General features: G+C 62.1%; 17 protein-coding genes. 15 read left to right on the forward strand and 2 right to left on the reverse strand.

Translation table 11 applies throughout. The features are described from left to right. Nucleotides 1-20 precede the first annotated feature (20 nt). The 11 genes from QRN41_RS05370 to QRN41_RS05420 all read left to right on the forward strand — a co-directional run bounded on the left by QRN41_RS05370 (nucleotide 21) and on the right by QRN41_RS05420 (nucleotide 13384). On the forward strand, nucleotides 21-287 hold the full coding sequence (locus QRN41_RS05370; protein ID WP_034098099.1) for a DUF2934 domain-containing protein: 267 nt from the start codon (nucleotides 21-23) through the stop codon (nucleotides 285-287). A gap of 137 nt (nucleotides 288-424) precedes the next feature. Further along, on the forward strand, nucleotides 425-2584 hold the full coding sequence (gene glgX / locus QRN41_RS05375; RefSeq protein WP_047883020.1) for a glycogen debranching protein GlgX: 2160 nt from the start codon (nucleotides 425-427) through the stop codon (nucleotides 2582-2584). 1 nt (nucleotide 2585) lies between these two features. After that, nucleotides 2586-3584, forward strand: a complete 999-nt coding sequence (locus tag QRN41_RS05380; RefSeq protein ID WP_285421278.1) for an acyl-CoA dehydrogenase family protein — start codon at nucleotides 2586-2588, stop codon at nucleotides 3582-3584. Beyond that, a complete protein-coding gene (locus QRN41_RS05385; protein ID WP_285421279.1) occupies nucleotides 3581-4339 on the forward strand; it encodes a PIG-L deacetylase family protein in 759 nt (252 codons plus the stop codon). Before QRN41_RS05380 ends, QRN41_RS05385 begins: the two co-directional genes overlap by 4 nt. Next, nucleotides 4336-4935, forward strand: coding sequence for an SAM-dependent methyltransferase (locus QRN41_RS05390; RefSeq protein WP_285421280.1), 600 nt, complete (start codon nucleotides 4336-4338; stop codon nucleotides 4933-4935). Before QRN41_RS05385 ends, QRN41_RS05390 begins: the two co-directional genes overlap by 4 nt. Continuing rightward, the gene (locus QRN41_RS05395) at nucleotides 4932-5591 is read left to right on the forward strand and encodes a glycosyltransferase family 2 protein (protein ID WP_285421281.1); all 660 of its coding nucleotides are present in this window, start codon (nucleotides 4932-4934) and stop codon (nucleotides 5589-5591) included. The genes QRN41_RS05390 and QRN41_RS05395 overlap by 4 nt, the downstream gene beginning before the upstream one ends. A 177-nt stretch (nucleotides 5592-5768) precedes the next feature. Then, nucleotides 5769-6530, forward strand: a complete 762-nt coding sequence (locus QRN41_RS05400; protein ID WP_285421282.1) for a PIG-L deacetylase family protein — start codon at nucleotides 5769-5771, stop codon at nucleotides 6528-6530. A 244-nt stretch (nucleotides 6531-6774) separates the two neighbouring features. Continuing rightward, a complete protein-coding gene (locus tag QRN41_RS05405; protein ID WP_285421283.1) occupies nucleotides 6775-9336 on the forward strand; it encodes an autotransporter family protein in 2562 nt (853 codons plus the stop codon). A 138-nt stretch (nucleotides 9337-9474) separates the two neighbouring features. Then, nucleotides 9475-10509, forward strand: coding sequence for an alpha/beta fold hydrolase (locus QRN41_RS05410; RefSeq protein ID WP_285421284.1), 1035 nt, complete (start codon nucleotides 9475-9477; stop codon nucleotides 10507-10509). Beyond that, nucleotides 10509-10994, forward strand: a complete 486-nt coding sequence (locus QRN41_RS05415) for a cytochrome P460 family protein (protein ID WP_502941873.1) — start codon at nucleotides 10509-10511, stop codon at nucleotides 10992-10994. The genes QRN41_RS05410 and QRN41_RS05415 overlap by 1 nt, the downstream gene beginning before the upstream one ends. Nucleotides 10995-11224: 230 nt before the next feature. After that, a complete protein-coding gene (locus QRN41_RS05420; protein WP_167417056.1) occupies nucleotides 11225-13384 on the forward strand; it encodes a TonB-dependent siderophore receptor in 2160 nt (719 codons plus the stop codon). A gap of 38 nt (nucleotides 13385-13422) precedes the next feature. Here the strand turns inward: QRN41_RS05420 and QRN41_RS05425 are convergent, their stop codons facing one another. Beyond that, nucleotides 13423-13920, reverse strand: coding sequence for a DUF2867 domain-containing protein (locus QRN41_RS05425; protein WP_285421285.1), 498 nt, complete (start codon nucleotides 13918-13920; stop codon nucleotides 13423-13425). A gap of 94 nt (nucleotides 13921-14014) precedes the next feature. Beyond that, complete coding sequence (locus QRN41_RS05430; RefSeq protein WP_502941874.1) at nucleotides 14015-14866, reverse strand: prohibitin family protein; 852 nt, start codon at nucleotides 14864-14866, stop codon at nucleotides 14015-14017. Between the two features lie 226 nt (nucleotides 14867-15092). Between QRN41_RS05430 and QRN41_RS05435 the strand changes: the two genes are divergently transcribed. The 4 genes from QRN41_RS05435 to QRN41_RS05450 all read left to right on the forward strand — a co-directional run bounded on the left by QRN41_RS05435 (nucleotide 15093) and on the right by QRN41_RS05450 (nucleotide 18291). Next, nucleotides 15093-15611 carry a GNAT family N-acetyltransferase gene (locus QRN41_RS05435; RefSeq protein ID WP_285421287.1) on the forward strand — a complete coding sequence of 173 codons (519 nt, stop codon included), beginning with the start codon at nucleotides 15093-15095 and terminating at the stop codon, nucleotides 15609-15611. Between the two features lie 79 nt (nucleotides 15612-15690). Next, on the forward strand, nucleotides 15691-16311 hold the full coding sequence (locus QRN41_RS05440; protein ID WP_123479867.1) for a LysE family translocator: 621 nt from the start codon (nucleotides 15691-15693) through the stop codon (nucleotides 16309-16311). 47 nt (nucleotides 16312-16358) lie between these two features. Continuing rightward, nucleotides 16359-16841, forward strand: a complete 483-nt coding sequence (locus QRN41_RS05445) for a VOC family protein (protein WP_167417054.1) — start codon at nucleotides 16359-16361, stop codon at nucleotides 16839-16841. A gap of 58 nt (nucleotides 16842-16899) precedes the next feature. Further along, nucleotides 16900-18291: a hypothetical protein gene (locus QRN41_RS05450; protein WP_285421288.1), complete on the forward strand. Its 1392-nt coding sequence runs from the start codon at nucleotides 16900-16902 to the stop codon at nucleotides 18289-18291. Nucleotides 18292-18611: the final 320 nt, after the last annotated feature.

Here is an 18611-nt window from a genome sequence, read left to right on the forward strand (position 1 = left end):
TTTCTGTGAGGAGCATTGCGATGAGCACTGAAGACAAACGTATCCGCGAATTGGCGCATCAGATCTGGGAGTCCGAGGGCAAGCCCCATGGTCAGGACGCACGTCATTGGGAGATGGCGCGCAAGCTGGCCGAATCCGAAGCCTTGACGCCGAGCAAGCCCAAGCCGGCCGCCAAGCCTAAAGCCACCGCCAAGCCTGCGGCAAAGCCCAAGCCCGCTGCGGCAGCAAGCAAGCCCGCCGCACCGGCGACCAAGAAACCTGCGGCGCCGAAAAAGCCCAAGCCGTAACCAGCCTTTCGACGCCCAACCCTCCCGCCGACGCTGTCGGCGGGGGTTTAACTTCACATTTGATCTCGTTCGCTGAAAATTCGTCAGCACGGCCGCTCTCGGCCCGAAAAAAGACCCCTTGCAGGAGCAACACCACCATGAGCAAACCGGATAAAACCCCATCGACGCCGGGCAATGAGCCGTCGCGGATTCGTGAAGGTTTGCCCTTCCCCCTCGGCGCCACCTGGGATGGCCTGGGCGTCAACTTTGCGCTGTTCTCAGCCAACGCCACCAAGGTCGAACTGTGCCTGTTCGACGACAGCGGCGAAGTCGAACTGGAGCGCATCGAGCTGCCGGAATACACCGACGAAATCTTTCACGGTTACCTGCCCGACGCCCATCCCGGGCTGATTTACGGCTACCGCGTATACGGCCCGTACGATCCGGCCAACGGTCACCGCTTCAACCACCACAAATTGCTGATCGACCCCTACGCCAAGCAGCTGGTGGGCGAACTCAAATGGTCCGAAGCGCTGTTCGGCTACACCATCGGCCACCCGGATGACGACCTGAGCTTCGACGAACGCGACAGCGCGCCCTTCGTGCCCAAGTGCAAGGTGATCGACCCGGCCCATACCTGGGGCAACGACCAGCCGGTGCGCGTGCCATGGGACCGCACGATCATTTATGAAACCCACCTGCGCGGGATCAGCATGCGTCACCCGTCCGTGGGCGAATCGGTGCGCGGCACCTGCGCCGGCCTGATGGAAGACGATGTGCTCAAGCATATTCGCCAACTGGGGATCTCCTCGGTCGAGCTGCTGCCGGTGCACGCCTTCGTCAATGACCAGCATCTGCTGGAAAAAGGCATGACCAACTATTGGGGTTACAACAGCATCGCGTTCTTTGCCCCCGACCCACGCTACCTGGCCAGCGGCAAGATCGCCGAGTTCAAGGAGATGGTCGCGCACCTGCACGAGCAGAAGCTGGAAGTGATCCTCGACGTGGTCTACAACCACACCGCCGAAGGCAACGAGCGTGGCCCGACCCTGTCCATGCGCGGCATCGACAACGCCTCCTACTATCGCTTGATGCCCGATGACAAGCGCTTCTACATCAATGATTCCGGCACCGGCAACACCCTCGACCTCAGCCACCCATGCGTGCTGCAAATGGTCACCGACTCCCTGCGCTACTGGGCCACGGAAATGCATGTGGACGGTTTCCGCTTCGACCTGGCGACGATTCTCGGGCGTTATCGCGACGGTTTCGACGAGCGCCACAGCTTCCTTGTGGCCTGCCGTCAGGACCCGATACTGCGCCAGCTGAAAATGATTGCCGAACCCTGGGACTGCGGCCCCGGCGGCTACCAAGTGGGCAACTTCCCACCGGGCTGGGTGGAATGGAACGACCGTTTCCGCGATACCGTGCGCGCCTTCTGGAAAGGCGATGACGGCCAATTGGCGGACTTCGCCGGGCGTATGACGGCGTCGGGCGAAATGTTCAACCATCGCGGGCGCCGGCCGTACAGCTCGGTGAACTTCATCACCGCCCACGACGGTTTCACCCTGCACGATTTGGTGTCGTACAACGACAAGCACAACGAAGCCAACGACGAAAACAACCAAGACGGCAGCAATAACAACCTGTCCTGGAACCATGGCGTCGAAGGCCCTACCGACGACCCGGAAATCAACGCCCTGCGCCTGCGCCAGATGCGTAATTTCTTCGCCACCCTGCTGCTGGCACAAGGCACGCCGATGATCGTCGCCGGTGACGAGTTCGCCCGCACCCAGCACGGCAATAACAACGCCTATTGCCAGGACAGCGAGATCGGTTGGGTCAACTGGGACCTGGATGACGACGGCAAAGCCCTGCTCAAGTTCGTCAAGCGCTTGATCAAGCTGCGCCTGGCCTATCCGATCCTGCGTCGTGGCCGCTTCCTGGTGGGCGATTACAACGAAGACATCGGCGTGAAAGACGTCACCTGGCTGGCGCCGGATGGCAACGAAATGAGCACCGAGCAATGGCAGGACAGCAATGGCCGTTGCCTGGGCATGTTGATGGATGGCCGCGCTCAGGAAACCGGTATCCGCCGCGCTGGCGCCGACGCTACCTTGTTGCTGGTGGTCAATGCCCACCACGACATGGTCAATTTCCGTCTGCCGCCGGTGCCCGAAGGTGAGTTCTGGACCTGCCTGCTGGACACCAACGACACGACCATCAAGGCTCAGGAGCGCTTTAACTTCGATCACGAGTACGCCGTAACCGGCCGCTCACTGCTGCTGTTCGAATTGCAGCGCGACGACGAGGTGTGAAATGAACTGGCAGGGAAGCCTGGATAGCGGCCGTGCTTATGCCGACACCAAGGCGCTCGGCGCAGCCCTGAGGGCCTTGGTGGCCCAAGGGCTGGACCGGTTGCCGCTACCCGGCGGCGGCCAGACCCTGGAGCGGTTCAGGCGTCTGGCCGACGTGGCCGCGCACGACTTGCGCCTGTGCAAGTTGTTCGAAGGCCACACCGATGCCTTGGCGATCATGGCCGAACTCGGCAGCCCCCCGATGCCCCATGGCAGTACCTGGGGCACATGGGCCGCCGAACCGCCCACGGCCAAGGTGCGTGTACAAAACGACGGCCATTGCTTGCGGGTGCACGGGCGTAAAGCCTGGTGCTCCGGCGCGGCGGTGGTCAGTCATGGATTATTGACCGCCTGGGATGAGCAGGACCGCCAGCAATTGGTGGCGGTGCCCATGCAACAACCGGGCGTGTGTGTGACGGATGAAGGCTGGCATGCCGTGGGCATGGCGGCCACCGGCAGTGTCGAGGTTGTCTTCGACAATGCCAGCGCTGTTGCCGTGGGTGGGCCTGGCGACTATCTCGCCCGCCCCGGCTTCTGGCAAGGCGGCGTCGGTATCGCGGCGTGTTGGTACGGCGCGGCGCAGCAACTGGGCAAAGTGCTGCAGCAACACTGTGCGCGGCGCGCCGAGCCCCATGCCCTGGCGCACTTGGGCGCGGTGGACAGTGCGCTACACGCCGCCGCCTGCGTGTTACGCAATGCCGCCGAACGCATCGACCGCGCCCCCAAGGCCGATGCCAGGGAGCTGGCCCAACAGACCCGCGCCTGCATCGAGGACACTGTCGAGCAGGTGATCTGCCATGTCGGCCGTGCAGTCGGTGCCGGGCCGTATTGCCAGGACCCGCACATGGCCCAATTGATGGCGGATCTGCCGGTGTACGTGCGCCAGAGTCATGCCGAACGCGACCTGGCGGCCCTGGGCGAATGGGTCGCCGGCCAATCCAGCGAGAGGTGGCAGCTATGAGAGCCAACCCGATTGTCGGCCAGGGCACGCCGTTGCAGCACTGGCAGACGTCACCGCGCCTGGCGGCGTTGCCCCCTATCAGCGTTGAGGAATTGGTCCCGGAAGGCCATCGCGCGGTGATTATCGCGCCCCATCCGGACGACGAAGTGCTGGGCTGCGGCGGGCTGTTGCAGGGCCTGGCGGCGCTGGAGCGGCCGATCCAGTTGATCTCGGTGACCGACGGCAGCGCCAGCCACCCGGGCTCGCAACGTTGGCCGGTGGAGCGATTGAGCGTGGTGCGCCCGCAGGAGTCGGCCCAGGCCCTGCATCGCCTGGGGGTGCCGCTGCACAGTCTCAAATGGCTGCGCGCAGGCTTCAGCGACAGCCAGGTAGCAGCGCGGGAGGACGAGTTGGTGGGGTTTATTCAGCGCTATCTCAAGCCCACCGACGTGCTGTTCACAACGTGGCGCGAAGACGGCCATTGCGATCACGAAGCGGTGGGCCGCGCCAGCGCCAAAGCCGCCGAAGCAGTGGGCGCGCGACTGTACGAGTTGCCGGTATGGACCTGGCACTGGGCAACCGCCGAAGACGCCCTGGTGCCCTGGCACCGCGCGCGCAAAATCCCCCTGACCTGTGCAGAGGTGGCGCGCAAGCGTCACGCCATCCATGCGTTCGCCAGCCAATTGGAGGGTGATCCGCAGATCGGCTTGCCGCCGGTGCTGGCCCCCTATGTGGTGGAACGCTTGCTGCAACCCTTTGAAGTGGTATTCGTATGAGTGTGGCCACCCGGTATTTCGATCAACTGTTCGCCGACAATGATGACCCCTGGGCCTTTCGTCAGCGTTGGTACGAGCGGCGTAAACGCGCCCTCACCCTGGCCCTGCTGACCAAGCCGCGCTACGCCTCGATCTTCGAACCTGGCTGTGCCAATGGTGAGCTGAGTGTTGAGCTGGCCGCGCGCGGCGATCGTTTGTTGTGTTGCGACACCGCCGCGGCCGCCGTGGCGCTGGCGCGTACTCGGTTGCTCGGATTTACCCATGCCCAGGTGCACCAAGGCCGTTTGCCGCAAGAGTGGCCGGCGGGCCAATTCGACCTGATCGTGCTCAGCGAACTGTGTTACTACCTGGACGCCGATGACTTGGGCCGCGTGATCGAGTGCGCGCTGGCCAGCCTGACTGCCGACGGGCAGATCCTCGCCTGCCATTGGCGCCCGCCCATCGACGGTTGCCCGCAAACCGCCGAGCAGGTGCATGCCATGTTGGACCAACGCCTGGGCATGCCCCGTGTGGCCAGCCACCCAGAACAGGATTTTCTCCTCGACCTGTGGAGCCGTGACGGTACCTCGGTCGCCACCCTTGAGGGCTTGCGATGATCGGCATTCTGATCCCGGTGCATAACGAACAAGCGCTGTTGGCCGAGTGCCTGGATGCCGCGTTGATTGCCACGCGGCACCCGGAATTGCTGGGCGAACCCGTGCAGGTGCTGGTCATGCTCGACAGCTGCAGCGACGCCAGCGCCACCATCGCCCAGGCTTACCCCGTGCAGTGCCTGGAGGTACAGGCGCGCAATGTCGGGCATGCCCGTGGCGTCGGCGCGCGGCATTTGTTGAATCAAGGCGCACGCTGGATCGCCTGCACCGACGCCGACAGCCGCGTGGCACCGGACTGGTTGGCCGCGCAGTTGGCGTTGAACGTAGACGCGGTATGCGGCACGGTCACGGTGGATGCCTGGAGCGAGGGTTTCGATCCGGCCGCCCAGATTCGTTATCACCAGGGTTACGAAGCACGGGACGGCCATCGGCATATCCACGGCGCCAACCTTGGGGTAAGCGCCAGTGCTTATGTGCGCGCCGGAGGGTTTGAGCCTTTGGCCTGCCATGAAGACGTACATCTGGTACGTGAACTTGAGCGCTGCGGGGCATCCATCGCGTGGAGCCACCGCCCGCAAGTGATCACCAGTGCACGCCTGGACGCCCGCGCCCGGGGCGGTTTCGGCGATTTTCTAAAAACACTGCTGCCGGTTACCTGAAAAAAACCTGAGGCCTCACTGAAAAGCGCCGCAACCTTGTCTATGCTGATGACGCCTTGCTGGTAATTCAGGGTTGGATTGCCAAGCACCCACCACGGCGGAGTCTGTGGTGACAATAAGAGAGTCGTGCCGTCAACGGCTGACGACCGCGCATCAACCGACAAGGATGTGACACCCATGAAGCCTGCCTCTTTGAGCGAAGGCCGTCGCGGCCCTCCGCAAATCTGGAACAGTGCGCCGCAGCTGGCGCAAATTACCCCGGTCGCGCCGTCCACCTTGGTGCCCCCCGGCGCCCGCGTAGTGATCATCGCGCCCCACCCTGGGGACGAAGTTCTTACCTGCGGTGGTTTATTGCAACTGTTCAGCAACCTGGAACACCCGCTGCAACTCATCTCTATGACCGATGGCAGCGCCAGCCACCCCGGCTCCCAAGTGTGGCCGGCTAGCCGCTTGAGCGTGGTGCGGCCTCAGGAAAGCGCTGAAGCCTTGCGCCGCTTGGGCATGCCATTGCACAGCCTGAAGTGGATCCGTGGCGGCTTCAGCGACAACGCCCTGGCCGCCCGTGAACCGCAACTAAGCCAATTTATCGCGCGTTACCTGCACCCTGGCGACGTGGTGTTCACCACTTGGTGCAACGATGGCAACAGCGACCACGACAGCGTCGGGCGCGCTGCGGCCAGAGCCTGCGACCTGGTGGGTGCGCGGTTATATGAGGTGCCCGTCTGGGCCTGGCATTGGCCGGCCGCTGAAAGCGCGATGATCCCCTGGCAACGCGCGCGCAAAGTGCGCCTGGACACCTGGAGCGTGGCGCGCAAACTCCATGCCGCCCATGCCTATGCCAGCCAGCTGGCGGGCGACCCGCAGATTGGCCTGGCACCGATACTGGCGCAGGTGTTGCTGGAGCGGATGCGCGAGCCTTATGAGATTGTGTTTGCCTAGCCAGACACTCGTCTATACCTGTTATTTATGACAGTGGCGCCTGACGCGATGTGTGACTAAGGTGGGAAAAACTGCACAAGCTCAGATGCAGTCGAGAAAGCCATGCCAACCCCTTGCATTGGCCGGTGTTTTCGAACAGGTAACCCGTATTCCCTGCCTCGTATCGCTCATCCCGTTGTCATGGCATGACCCGCCCCTAGCCTTCAGGCGAATGGGGCAAGCCCCTCTCGAATGAGGACGGATCATGCGCACACGGACACGTTCCTGGCTGTACTTGGGCATTGTCTCAACCTTTGCCCTGATCACCTTGCCCCCGCCTGCTCAGGGCGCCTGCTCGATCAACAACACGGCGGGCGACGATATCTCCACCTGCGACAGCGGCAGCGCGCCGGGCTATACCGATAACGAGGGCAACAACACCCTCAACATCAGCGGCTCGGGTCGACTCACCAGTAACGTGACGTTCGGCGCCAACAACGACTTGGTTGACATTAACGGGCCTACCGCAGGTATCACGGGCAACCTCTCGATGGGTGACGGCAGCAATATCTTCCGCTCCATCCTCGGCGATATCAGCGGCTCGGTCAGCCAGGGCGGGGGCCGGGATATAGCACAGATCAGCGGCGGCAACGTGGGAGGAGCCTTCACTCAGGGCGCCGGCATCGACGATTTTGCAATGAGCGGTGGCACTGTCGCGTCGCTCGCTCAGGGCGACGGATTCGACACGTTCAGCATGAGTGGCGGCACCATCACCGGTGCTTTCGAAGATGGGGATTACGCCTTGATGTCCGGCGGCAGCATCGGCCGCGTCGACATGAAGCTGGATAACAATACGTTCGATATGTCCGGGGGCAGAATCATTGGCAACCTGGTGACAGGTTTCGGCAAAGACCTCATCAAGATTTCGGGTACCGCCTTCGTGGGGGGCAATATCAGCGTCAGCGGCGGCGATGACAGGGTGGAAGTCTCGGGTGGCGACGTCAACGGACGCATACTGATGAGCGCTGGTAATGACACTTTCGAGTGGTCGGGAGGCAATCTGCACTCTTTCGTACTGTTGGCCGATGGCGACGATAAAGCGCTGCTCAAAGGTCTGGTCAACGCACAACTGGCCCCTGCCCAACTGATCGACGGTGGCCTTGGCAATGACACGCTGACCTTGGACAACACCAAGGCCGCCGATCCGGGCTTGTTTCCCAATTGGGAAACCATCCAGTTGGACAATGGCTCGCAGTTGACACTAGGCGGCACGCTCACCTTGGGCGACAGCGCCACAGGCACCGGCAAACTGACAATCGACGGTGCCAGTCAACTGTTGGTGAACACCGGTGTGATCGCGCCGTTCACCGACGGCCAAGCCGTCAATGTCACCAACAGCGGTACCATTGATATGAGCACCGGCAGTTCCAGTACCGCCGACAGCTTGACCATCAATGGCAATTACACCGGCAATGGTGGGCAGCTCCTGTTGCAAAGCAAGCTGGGCGGCGACGGTTCGCCCAGCGACAAACTGGTGGTCAGCCAGGGCACGATGCAGGGCAATACGCTGATCAACGTCACCAACCTGGGCGGCACAGGGGCGGCCTCGTTACAGGATGGCATCCAGGTGGTGCAGGCCCTCAACGGTGCCACCAGCAGCGGTACTGCATTTACACTCGGCAAACCGGTGTCCGCTGGCGCCTTTGATTACTACCTGTTCAAAGGCGGCGTCACGGCGGGCACCTCAGAAAACTATTACCTGCGCTCGACCATCCCACCGGTGCCGATCGACCCGGTGATTATCGGCCCGTTGCCGGGCATCATCCCTGGCGAGCCGCCGCTGCCACCGAACCCCGGAGTCGACCCGCTGCCCATCTACCGCCCCGAAGTGTCGGTCTATGCCGTGTTGTTCCCAGCCGTGCAACAGGTCGTTCAGGCCATGCTGGGCACTTATCACGAACGCCTGGGCGACCAGCTTCAGCAACAGCAAACCGGCGCCTTCGCGGCCGGCTGGGGCCGGGTATATGGCCACAGCAGCCGACAAAGCTACACCGGCACCGTCAGCCCAACGCTGGACAGTTCCGTGTCCGGATTCCAGGTGGGCACCGATGTCTACGCCGGCGTCCTCGACAACGGCTTGCAGCAGCGGGCCGGCTTTTTCGTCGGACATAGCACCCTCAAGGGCGACGTCAAAGGCTTCAGTGACGCGCGCCAGGACCAGGACACCGGTAACACCACCTTGCGCGGCGACAGTCTGGGCGTGTACTGGACGCTGATCGGCGCCAACCAGGCATATTTGGATCTGGTGCTGATGGGCACGCGCTTCGACGGCCACAATGAATCGGACCGTGGCGTGAAGATGAAGACCCGCGGCCACGACGTCACCGCCTCCGCCGAAGTCGGTTGGCCGCTGCCGATCAACGACACCTGGATTGCAGAGCCCCAGGCTCAGGTGATCATCGGCAAGACCAAGCTGGATCGGCAGAACGACGGGGTTTCCGATGTGTCTTTCAACGCCGATACCCGCGTCACCACGCGCCTGGGCGTACGCCTGCGGGGTAAATACCAGGTCAGCGGCATGCCCTTCGAACCCTATGCTCGGGCCAATGTGTGGCACACCAGCGCGGGGCAGAACACCGTCACCTTTGACCACCTGACGGGCATCGACACCGAGCAGAAATCCACCACCCTGGGCCTCAGCGTCGGCGCCAGCCTAAGGGTGGCGAAAGGCATCAGCCTGTACAGCGAGGTCGGTTACAACCGCAATCTGGACAGCAATGCCTTCAATGGGCGCCAAGGCACGCTGGGCCTGCGCATGGAGTTTTGACCGCGCCTTTGTATCGCAGTGTGTATAGGGCCCGCTGCGATACATAACCTTTGACCCGGCGAGTTTGCTGAAACAGGCCAGATACAGCCCCGCGTTCAACTGTGCGCCAGGTATCTATCCCGCCGCAGGAGGCTCACCATGTATACCCCGTCGACCCGTCGCTTCACACGCCACCCCCTGGTCCTGGCCTTGGCGCTGCTGCCTCTGGGCATGGTCAGCCTGGCTCGGGCCGAAATGCCCGAGCTGAACACACCGATGCAAACCGAGCCCTCCTCTGCCCTGGGCGCACTTAAGCACATCAGGGCCGGTCTGTTGGACGTGGCCTACGCCGAGGTAGGCCCTGCCAATGGCCCGGCGGTGATCTTGCTGCATGGCTGGCCCTATGACATTGACAGCTATGCGCAGGTGGCGCCGTTGCTCGCGGCCAAGGGTTACCGCGTGCTGATCCCCTATGCGCGAGGTTACGGCGGTACGCGGTTCCTGTCGGACGCCACCCCGCGCAACGGTCAACCGGCGGCGCTGGCCAAGGATGTGATCGACTTCATGGACGCGCTGAAGATCAAACAAGCGGTACTGGGGGGCTATGACTGGGGCGCACGCTCGGCGGATATCGTCTCGGCGCTGTGGCCGGAGCGGGTCAAGGCGCTGGTGTCGGTCAGCGGTTATCTGATCGGCAATCAAGCCGCCGGCCAGAACCCATTACCGCCCAAAGCCGAGCGGCAGTGGTGGTATCAGTTCTACTTCGCCACTGAGCGCGGCGCCGCCGGTTACCAGAAGAACACCCACGCTTTCGCCAAGTTGATCTGGCAGACCGCCTCGCCAAAGTGGGCGTTCGACGATGCCACGTTCGAGCGCAGCGCCAAGGGCCTGGACAACCCCGATCATGTGGCAATCACGCTGTTCAACTACCGCTGGCGCCTGGGACTGGTGCAGGGCGAGGCCCAATACGAGCCGCTGGAACAGCAACTGGCCAAGGCGCCCGCGATCAAGGTACCCACCGTCGCCCTGGAAGGCGACGCCAACGGCGCTCCGCACCCGGCGCCCGAAGACTACGCCAAACGGTTCACCGGCAAGTATCAGTTCCGCCTGATCAACGGCGGCATCGGCCACAACTTGCCGCAGGAAGCGCCAGACGCGTTCGCCAAAGCGGTAATCGACGCGGATCACTTGTGATCAAGCGCCTGTGTATCGCCGCCCTCACCCTGGCCGGCGGCGCCGGCAGCCTGGCATTGGCCGAGGGCGCGGCTTCGCCGATCTACGGGGTCATCATTCCCGACGGCTATCGTCAATGGGAACTGGTGGCGCCGGCCCAGGAAGCCGAACCACTCAACGAACTGCGCGTGGTGCTGGGCAACAGCGCAGCTCTCAAAGCCTACCGTGACGGCAAGCTGCCCTTCCCCGACGGCACCGTGCTGGCCAAGCTGGCGTGGAAGCACACACCGTCACCGGTGTTCAAAAGCGCATCGATTCCCGGCGCGGCGACCACTCTGCAATTTATGGTCAAGGACTCGAAGAAATACGCCGCCACCGGCGGCTGGGGTTTTGGCCGTTTCATCAACGGCCAACCGGCCGATGAGGCACAGCATCAAACCTGCTTCGCGTGTCATCAGGCACTGGTGAAGGACCACGACTATGTGTTCACCCGACTGGCGCCCTGAAGGCGCCAAACCGGCTGATCTCAATCCTCTCAAAACAAGGGCGCGACCACTGCGGTTCGCGCCCTTTCCATCTCGATAGCGGCCAAACGCCACCCACCAACATGTGAAAAATTCGTTAACTAATTCTTCCCTAAGGCTTTTTCCTACAGACTGATTCTGCCAAACTAACGCGAATAGTTCTCAACATATTTCTTATTAGCCACGGACGGCACTCGGGGAGAGTCAGTTTCATGTCTGTGCAATCACACGGCGGCAATGGTTTTTCACTCAGTCTGATGACACTGGCGGTCTGTCTGGCCACCACCCACGCGGCTTACGCCGCCGACGCAGAAGCACCGGCCACCACGCTGGAACTGGGCGCCACGCAAATTTCCGGCGAAGGCCAATTGGGCCAGACCACCGAAGGCACCCAGTCCTACACCACCGGCTCGATGAGTACCGCAACCAAGCTGCCACTGACCTTGCGCGAAACCCCGCAGGCCGTCACCGTGATCACCCGTCAGCGCATGGACGACCAGGCGATGACCAGCATCAACGACGTGGTCAACGCCACGCCTGGTCTGTTCCTGAACTACTCCGACGGCCCTGGTCGGCAGACCTACACCTCCCGGGGCTTCGACATCGATAACCTGATGTATGACGGCATCCCCAGTGGCTACAACGGCGCGTCGGTGGGTGCGCAGCCGAACCTGGCGATGTTCGACCGCGTTGAAGTGGTGCGCGGCGCCACTGGCCTGGTCACTGGCGCGGGCAACCCGTCAGCCGCCATCAACATGATCCGCAAGCGTCCGTTGGATGAGCAGAAAGTTACCCTCACCGGCGCAGCCGGCAGTTGGGACGATTATCGCGGCGAACTCGACGCTTCCAGCCCGCTCAACGACAGCGGCACCCTGCGCGGCCGAGTGGTGACGTCGTACCGCGACGCCAACAGCTTTATCGACAAGGCCGAAAACAGTCACGGCCTGTTTTACGCTGTCACCGAAGCCGACCTGAGCGAAGACACCACCCTGACCTTGGGCTTCTCCAACCAGAAGGACAAAACCAACTACTTCTGGGGCGCCTCGATGATCGGCCAGGACGGCCATCACCTCGACCTGCCGCGCTCCTACAACCCCGGCACCGATTGGGAAAACAAGGATCAGGAAATCAACACGGTCTTCGCCGAACTGCGCCAGCGCCTGGCCAATGACTGGAACCTGCAAGTCAACGCCAACTATGCCGAACAGAATGCTCTGTTTTCCGGCTCGTACCAATCGCGCTGGGTCAACAACTCCCTGGCACGTACGGTGTACCAGGCCAAGTACGACGAAAACCAGGCCGGGGTCGACGCCTTTGTCAGCGGCCCGTTCCAGGCATTCGGGCGCAGCCATGAACTGGTGGTCGGCGCGAGCAAGCGCATCTACGACATGACCACCCACAACTACAGCCCCTACGACCTCAACTGGCCACTCACCGCAGGCAAGCCGGATTTCGTCCACACCAACAACCAGCGCGAAGTCACCACCCAGGACAGCGTTTACGTCACCACGCGCCTGAGCCTGGCCGACCCGTTGAAGTTGATCCTTGGCGGGCGCCTGGACTGGTACGACTACGATAACCGCGATGGCGACGGCGACTTCCACGTCACCCGTAACCTCACGCGCTACGCCGGCCTGATCTACGAGCTGGACGATCACCACTCGGTGTACGTCAGCTACAGCGACATCTTCACCCCGCAAAAAGAAAAGGACACCGGCGCCGCGCCGCTCAAGCCCATTGTCGGCAAGAACTATGAGGTCGGCATCAAGGGCGAATACCTGGGCGGCGCGCTGAACGCTAGCGTTGCGCTGTTCCGCATCGACCAGGAAAACCGCGGCGTGCAGGTGGTGGTGCCGAACTGCCCGCAGGCCTCATGCTACGAAGCCTCCGGCGAGATCCGCAGCCAGGGTATCGACTTCGAACTGCAAGGCGCATTGACCGAAAACTGGCAGGTCGGCGGTGGCTACACCTACGCACGCACCCACACCATCAAGGACGACGCCAAGCCGCAGTCGGTCAACAAACAGTTCGACACCGACGTCCCGGAACACCTGTTCAAGCTGACCACCCGCTACAACTTCCAGGGTCCGCTGGAAAAACTGCGGGTGGGCGGCAACATCTCCTGGCAGAGCCGCCTGTACAACGATATCCCGTTGGCCAACGGCAGCACCTACCGCCTGCAACAAGGCGCCTACGCCGTCACCGACTTGATGGCCGGCTACAAGGTCAACGACCACCTCGACCTGCAGGTCAACGCCAACAACATCTTCGACCGGCGCTACTACTCCACCATCGCCAACTCCGCGAGCTACGGCGGCGATGCCTACGGCAACCCGCGCAACATGATGCTGACGGCCAAGTACAGTTTCTGAGGCTCCAGGCAACGCGCGTCGGCGGCCCCCCGCCGGCGCTAGCGCTGACGGCGGCAACGCATCAGCGTTGCCCGCACCACCAGCTTGTGAAACGGGCGAATCAGCAGAATGTAGATACGCCCCAGCCGGTTGTGGGTGTGTACTGCCGTCGTGGCAATTAGCACTTCACCCTGCTCGTCGCGCCGTCGAAGCAGCGAAAGACGAAAATCCAGGTGGCTGTCATTTTCCCCCAGCACCATCTCGTCAGCGGTCTGCTCCAGCACCGGGAAAAAGTCGATATGGGCTTTATCCGAATGGGTGCGACGCACCTCGCCGGAGGTCCGCACGCCCAACGGCCCCATCACACCATCGCGGATCGCTATCAGCACCTTGAACCACGCAGGCGGCGAACCCAAGGCGCGTACGACGAGGTCATTGATGGAGACGTCAGCCGCGTCGATAGGCACGACAAAACTATCAAGCAACTGCGCGTTCGCGTACCAGTCACGGATCAGGCTTTCTGGCGGTGGATCGATAGGCCGGGCAAGCAAGGTCATGTGAGGGGTTTCCCTGAATGAATGCAGCTGAGTCGTGAGCGTGGTCGGCAGTCCGGGCGCCATCGGGGGCAAGCCCCCTCCCACATTCAAAACATTATCGATCGACCGGCTTGGCGTCGATAAACGGCACCGTACTGTTTGGCAGCATGGTGGTCGGCAGTACGCCGTTCCAGCGCTCGGCCTTGGTCAACTCGATCAGGTTCTGATTGCTGGCCAGGGCCTTGGCGCGGGCCTGGATCGCGTCGGCTTCGGCGTTGCCGCGCAAGCGCGTGGACTCGGCATCCGCCTTGGCCTGGGCCAATTGCGAGTCAGCCTCGGCTTGGGCCTGGGTCACCCGGATCTGCGCCTGCACCTGCTCGGTCTGCAGCATTTGCTCGCGGGTTTTGACTTCAACTTCGGCTTTCATGCGCAAGGCAATCGAACGCTCGTAGTCATCGCTGAAGTCGATGTTTTCGATCTGTACGCCGTCGATCACCACTGGCCCGACTACCGAATCGCGGATGGCCTTGGTCACATCCGCGACGAACTTGCCGCGATTCTGCACCGCCGACACTGCGTTGTACTGGCCGAATACGTTTTCCACCTGGGTCGGCACCTGACGGGCGATCAGGCGGTCGCGCACGCCATCCAAGTCCTTGTAACTGGTGTACACCTTGGCGACATCGCTGGTAGGGATGTGCCAGGACACCGAGACCTGCAACTTGGCGGTCTGCTGGTCCTTGCTGTACGCCTGGAGATTGGCGTACTGGGTAGCCTGGCTTTGAATGCTGATAAACCGCACCGACTCAATGAACGGCAGCTTGAACGACAGGCCCGGCTCCACCACGCCTACCATCGCACCGTTACGCAACAGCACACCCCGCTCGGTCTCATCGACCGTGAACCAACTGGTGGCCAGAGACACCACCACGACCAAACCCACCGCTGCAGCGGCATAAGTAACCATTTTATTGTTCATCGAAACGTCGCGTCCCTTCGTTAAGTTGGCGGCACGATACCCTGAACCGCGCCCCAAGTGGGGTGATAACCAGGCAAATTTGCAGTACTGATAGCAGCGTCACAGTCCTGAAACTGCGCGTAGTGCTTGCCCCAAGCCCGCGTTATTCCGTCATCTACGGACGGCCTATTGAAATACCCCGCTAGAAATACGTGTCCGCACCAGGAGCCGATCAATGATTCGCAAAGCACTGCCCTCTGACGCTCGGGCCATTGCCCAGGTGCATATCAACAGTTGGCAGCACGCCTATCGTGACCTGATGCCTGCCCACTACTTGGATTCACTGGACGCAACCCTGGCTCGTCGTGAATCCCACTGGCGGCGCGCGCTTGAGTTGGGAGAATCGAGCGTATGGGTGGCGCAACTGCACGAGCAGGTTGTCGGTTGGATCTGCGTGGGCGCCAGCCGTGACGAAGATTGTGTCGGGGGCAATGTGGGTGAGGTCGAAGCCCTTTACGTCGCCGCCGGCCATTGGCACACCGGCGTCGGGCTGGCCTTGTGGAACGCCGGTGTGCGAGCGCTGAAGGCGCACGGGTTTGAGCGCCTGACACTTTGGGTCCTGAGCGGTAACGAACGGGCTCGGCGTTTTTATCGCCGGGTGGGCTGTATAGAGGAAATCGGCAGCCAGCGTGCGCTTGAGCGCGGTGGCGTCAAGCTGGGAGAGGTGAGGTACGGCTTGCAGTTACCCACCTGAAAGGTCTTCAAACAATTGTCGGGCCGGCCCACCTGCCCTTATCCTCAACGCTGCCCGCTCACCTGCACCTGGAGCCGCCATGGACCTCGCCACCCTCGCCCTCTTCATCCCCGCCTGCTTTGCGCTGAACATGGCGCCCGGCCCGAACAACCTGCTGTCGGTCAGCAACTCGACCCGCTACGGCTATCGCACCTCATGCCTGGCTGGCGTCGGCCGCCTGCTGGCATTCGCCGCGATGATCGCGCTGGCCTCTGCGGGCTTGGCAGTGGTGCTGCAAACCTCGGAGCTGTTGTTCTACGGGATCAAGATTCTCGGCGCGGCGTATCTGTTCTATCTGGCGTTTCAGCTATGGCGCGCCAATCCCGAAGCGCCAGTAGACTCAGCAACCACCAAAGTCGGTACGTGGGCGTTGGCGCGTCAGGAATTTCTGGTTGCGGCGGGCAACCCCAAAGCCATCCTGATTTTCACCGCCTTCCTCCCGCAATTTGTAGTGCCCAACCAGCCTATTACAGCGCAGTTCGCCGTGCTCGGAGCGCTGTTCCTGGGACTGGAATGGATTGCCATCTGCCTCTACGCCTATATGGGCCTGCATCTGCGTCGCTGGTTTGCCGAGCCGCGGGGCAAACGGCTGTTCAATCGCTGTTGCGCGGGGTTGTTGTCGGCGGCGGCATCCGTGCTGCTGATGGCCCGCAGGGCTTGAAGTACGTGGTCTAGACTATCTCCACCCCTTCACTGTGGAGAACGATCATGCCCAGCAAAAACACCCTCTGCCTCTGGTACAACGGCACGGCCGAAGAGGCGGCGCGCTTTTACGCCAAGACGTTTCCAAACAGCAGCGTAGACGCCATACACAAAGCGCCGGGCGACTACCCGTCGGGCAAGCAAGGCGATGTGCTGACGGTAGAGTTCACCGTGATGGGCCTCCCGTGCCTGGGGCTGAACGGCGGGCCGATATTTCCTCAAACCGAGGCATTTTCGTTCCAGGTGGCCACGGATGATCAGGCCGAGACCGACCGCTATTGGCACGCGATCATCGACAACGGCGGTCAGGCCAGTGCCTGCGGATGGTGCAAGGATAAGTGGGGAGTGTCGTGGCAGATCACACCGCGGGCGTTGACCCAGGCGATCGCCCACCCCGACGCGGCCACCGCCAAGCGTGCCTTTGACGCGATGATGGGCATGGGCAAGATCGACATTGCTGCCATCGAAGCGGCCGTGAAAAAAACCTAAAGATTCACCCCCGGCGGCCGTCACCCTGGCATCCCCGAATGGACTCAATGAGGTTCTTGTGCGCGTTTTGACTTCTGTGTTGCTGGCCGGTGGCATCGCCACCCTGTCCGGTTGTGCCACCCAGTCCGGCAAAGTCGAGCAGATGCTCGCCGACACCCTGGCTCAACCATTGGTGGAGAACAGCATCGTGCGCGAAGGCGACTTGCTCAGCTTCGAGCTGCTGATGCCCGACGCTACCGGCGGCGTGCGGCGTACCATGCAGTTCGAAGCGGCGTGCTCGTCCAAGCAATTGCACCTGCTGTACCTCGATGGTTCCCAACGCGTGTACCCGCTCAAAGCCGGGCGCTATACCGAGGCGCGCAAGCTGTCTGACACGCTGTATGCCACCTTGGCCGCCAACCAGACATTTGTCCGCGCCTGTGCTGAAACGCCCAAGCCCGACTGGCGCCTGGTCAGCAAAGATGAGCGCGACAACTGGGTGCTGCTCGACGCTGCCAGCATCAAGACCGTGCAGGGAGAAACCCGTTTCTGGGCCGCTTTCGATAACCCGACGGTGCTCAACGACCTGCCCTACGACGCACCTTATGCGCAAAAACGCGAGCACTTTGCGGTGTCTTGCGCCAATGGCACATACAAGGAGCTGGCCGGCTACGATCTGGACGTGCGCAACCGCGTGAGCGATGGCCGGGTCGACAGCTTCCCCACGCCACAGCCTATCGCCGGCGGCGACGCCGACTATGCGCGGCTGTTCAATACCGTGTGTGTCACCCCCGAGAAAATCGCCACGCTGGAACCCTTCAAGCCGCGCCTGAAAGCACCGGCGATCATCGCCCTGTCGTCGGTGCATCCCCAGGTACTGGCCGCGCTTGCGCCCTTCAACCAGGACAAGCCGGCGCGTACCTTGAAGTACGTGCACTTTACCGGCACATCGACTCTCAAAGGCAAGACGTCCAACAGCACCAGCGAGCACTTCATCAGCCAGGACAAGGCCAGTGGTCAACTGCAGATCGTCCATCGCGGCGAAGGCTATGAGTCCCAGTCGGTGAGCTGGCGCAACCTGGTCTCGCTGGTGTCGAAGACAACCTACGGCGGCACCGGCATGGCGGAAAGTTCGACCTTGACGCAGTTGAGCTTGACCGGCAATTGGCAGGCCCTGCCGGTCGGCGAAACCGTGGTCTACCAGACCACCCGCTCGACACTCAACAGCCTGGTGGGCAGCTATAACAAGGTGCAGATCAACCGCTGCGTCGTCGAACGCGAATTGCCGGCCCGCGAACTCAACCCCAACCTGCTGGGGAATGCCAAGGCCTTGGCATGTCGCACCGATGACGATAAGTACAACCGCGTCGAACATGTGTACTACCTGAATGATTACGCCTACTTCTACGAATCGAGCACGGACAAGAACGAGTTTTTCTACGCCGATACACGCATCGATAAGTTCGAATAACAGGTAACACTTCAGCGCCTGCCTTTGGGGCCGCTGCGCAGCCCAGCGCAAGCAAGCTTGCTCACCACAGGGAAGCGCGGTGCCACCAATCTTTGCTGAGCGGTTTCTTGTGCTGAGTGGGTTCTTTTGCCGAGCAGGACTTCTGTGGTGAGCGGGCTTGCCCCGCGCTGGGCTGCGCAGCAGCCCTCTCCCACCCACCGCGTCCTTTCAGGTCAAACCCACCGCCAGCCTTTGGGGCCGCTGCGCAGCCCAGCGCAAGCAAGCTTGCTCATACATGGACGCCCCCAGTATGCCAAGCACTCAATTCGTGAAAACACAGA

Origin of the sequence: Pseudomonas sp. efr-133-TYG-23, from assembly GCF_030209215.1 — a bacterium.
GTDB classification, from domain to species: Bacteria; Pseudomonadota; Gammaproteobacteria; order Pseudomonadales; family Pseudomonadaceae; genus Aquipseudomonas; species Aquipseudomonas rhodesiae.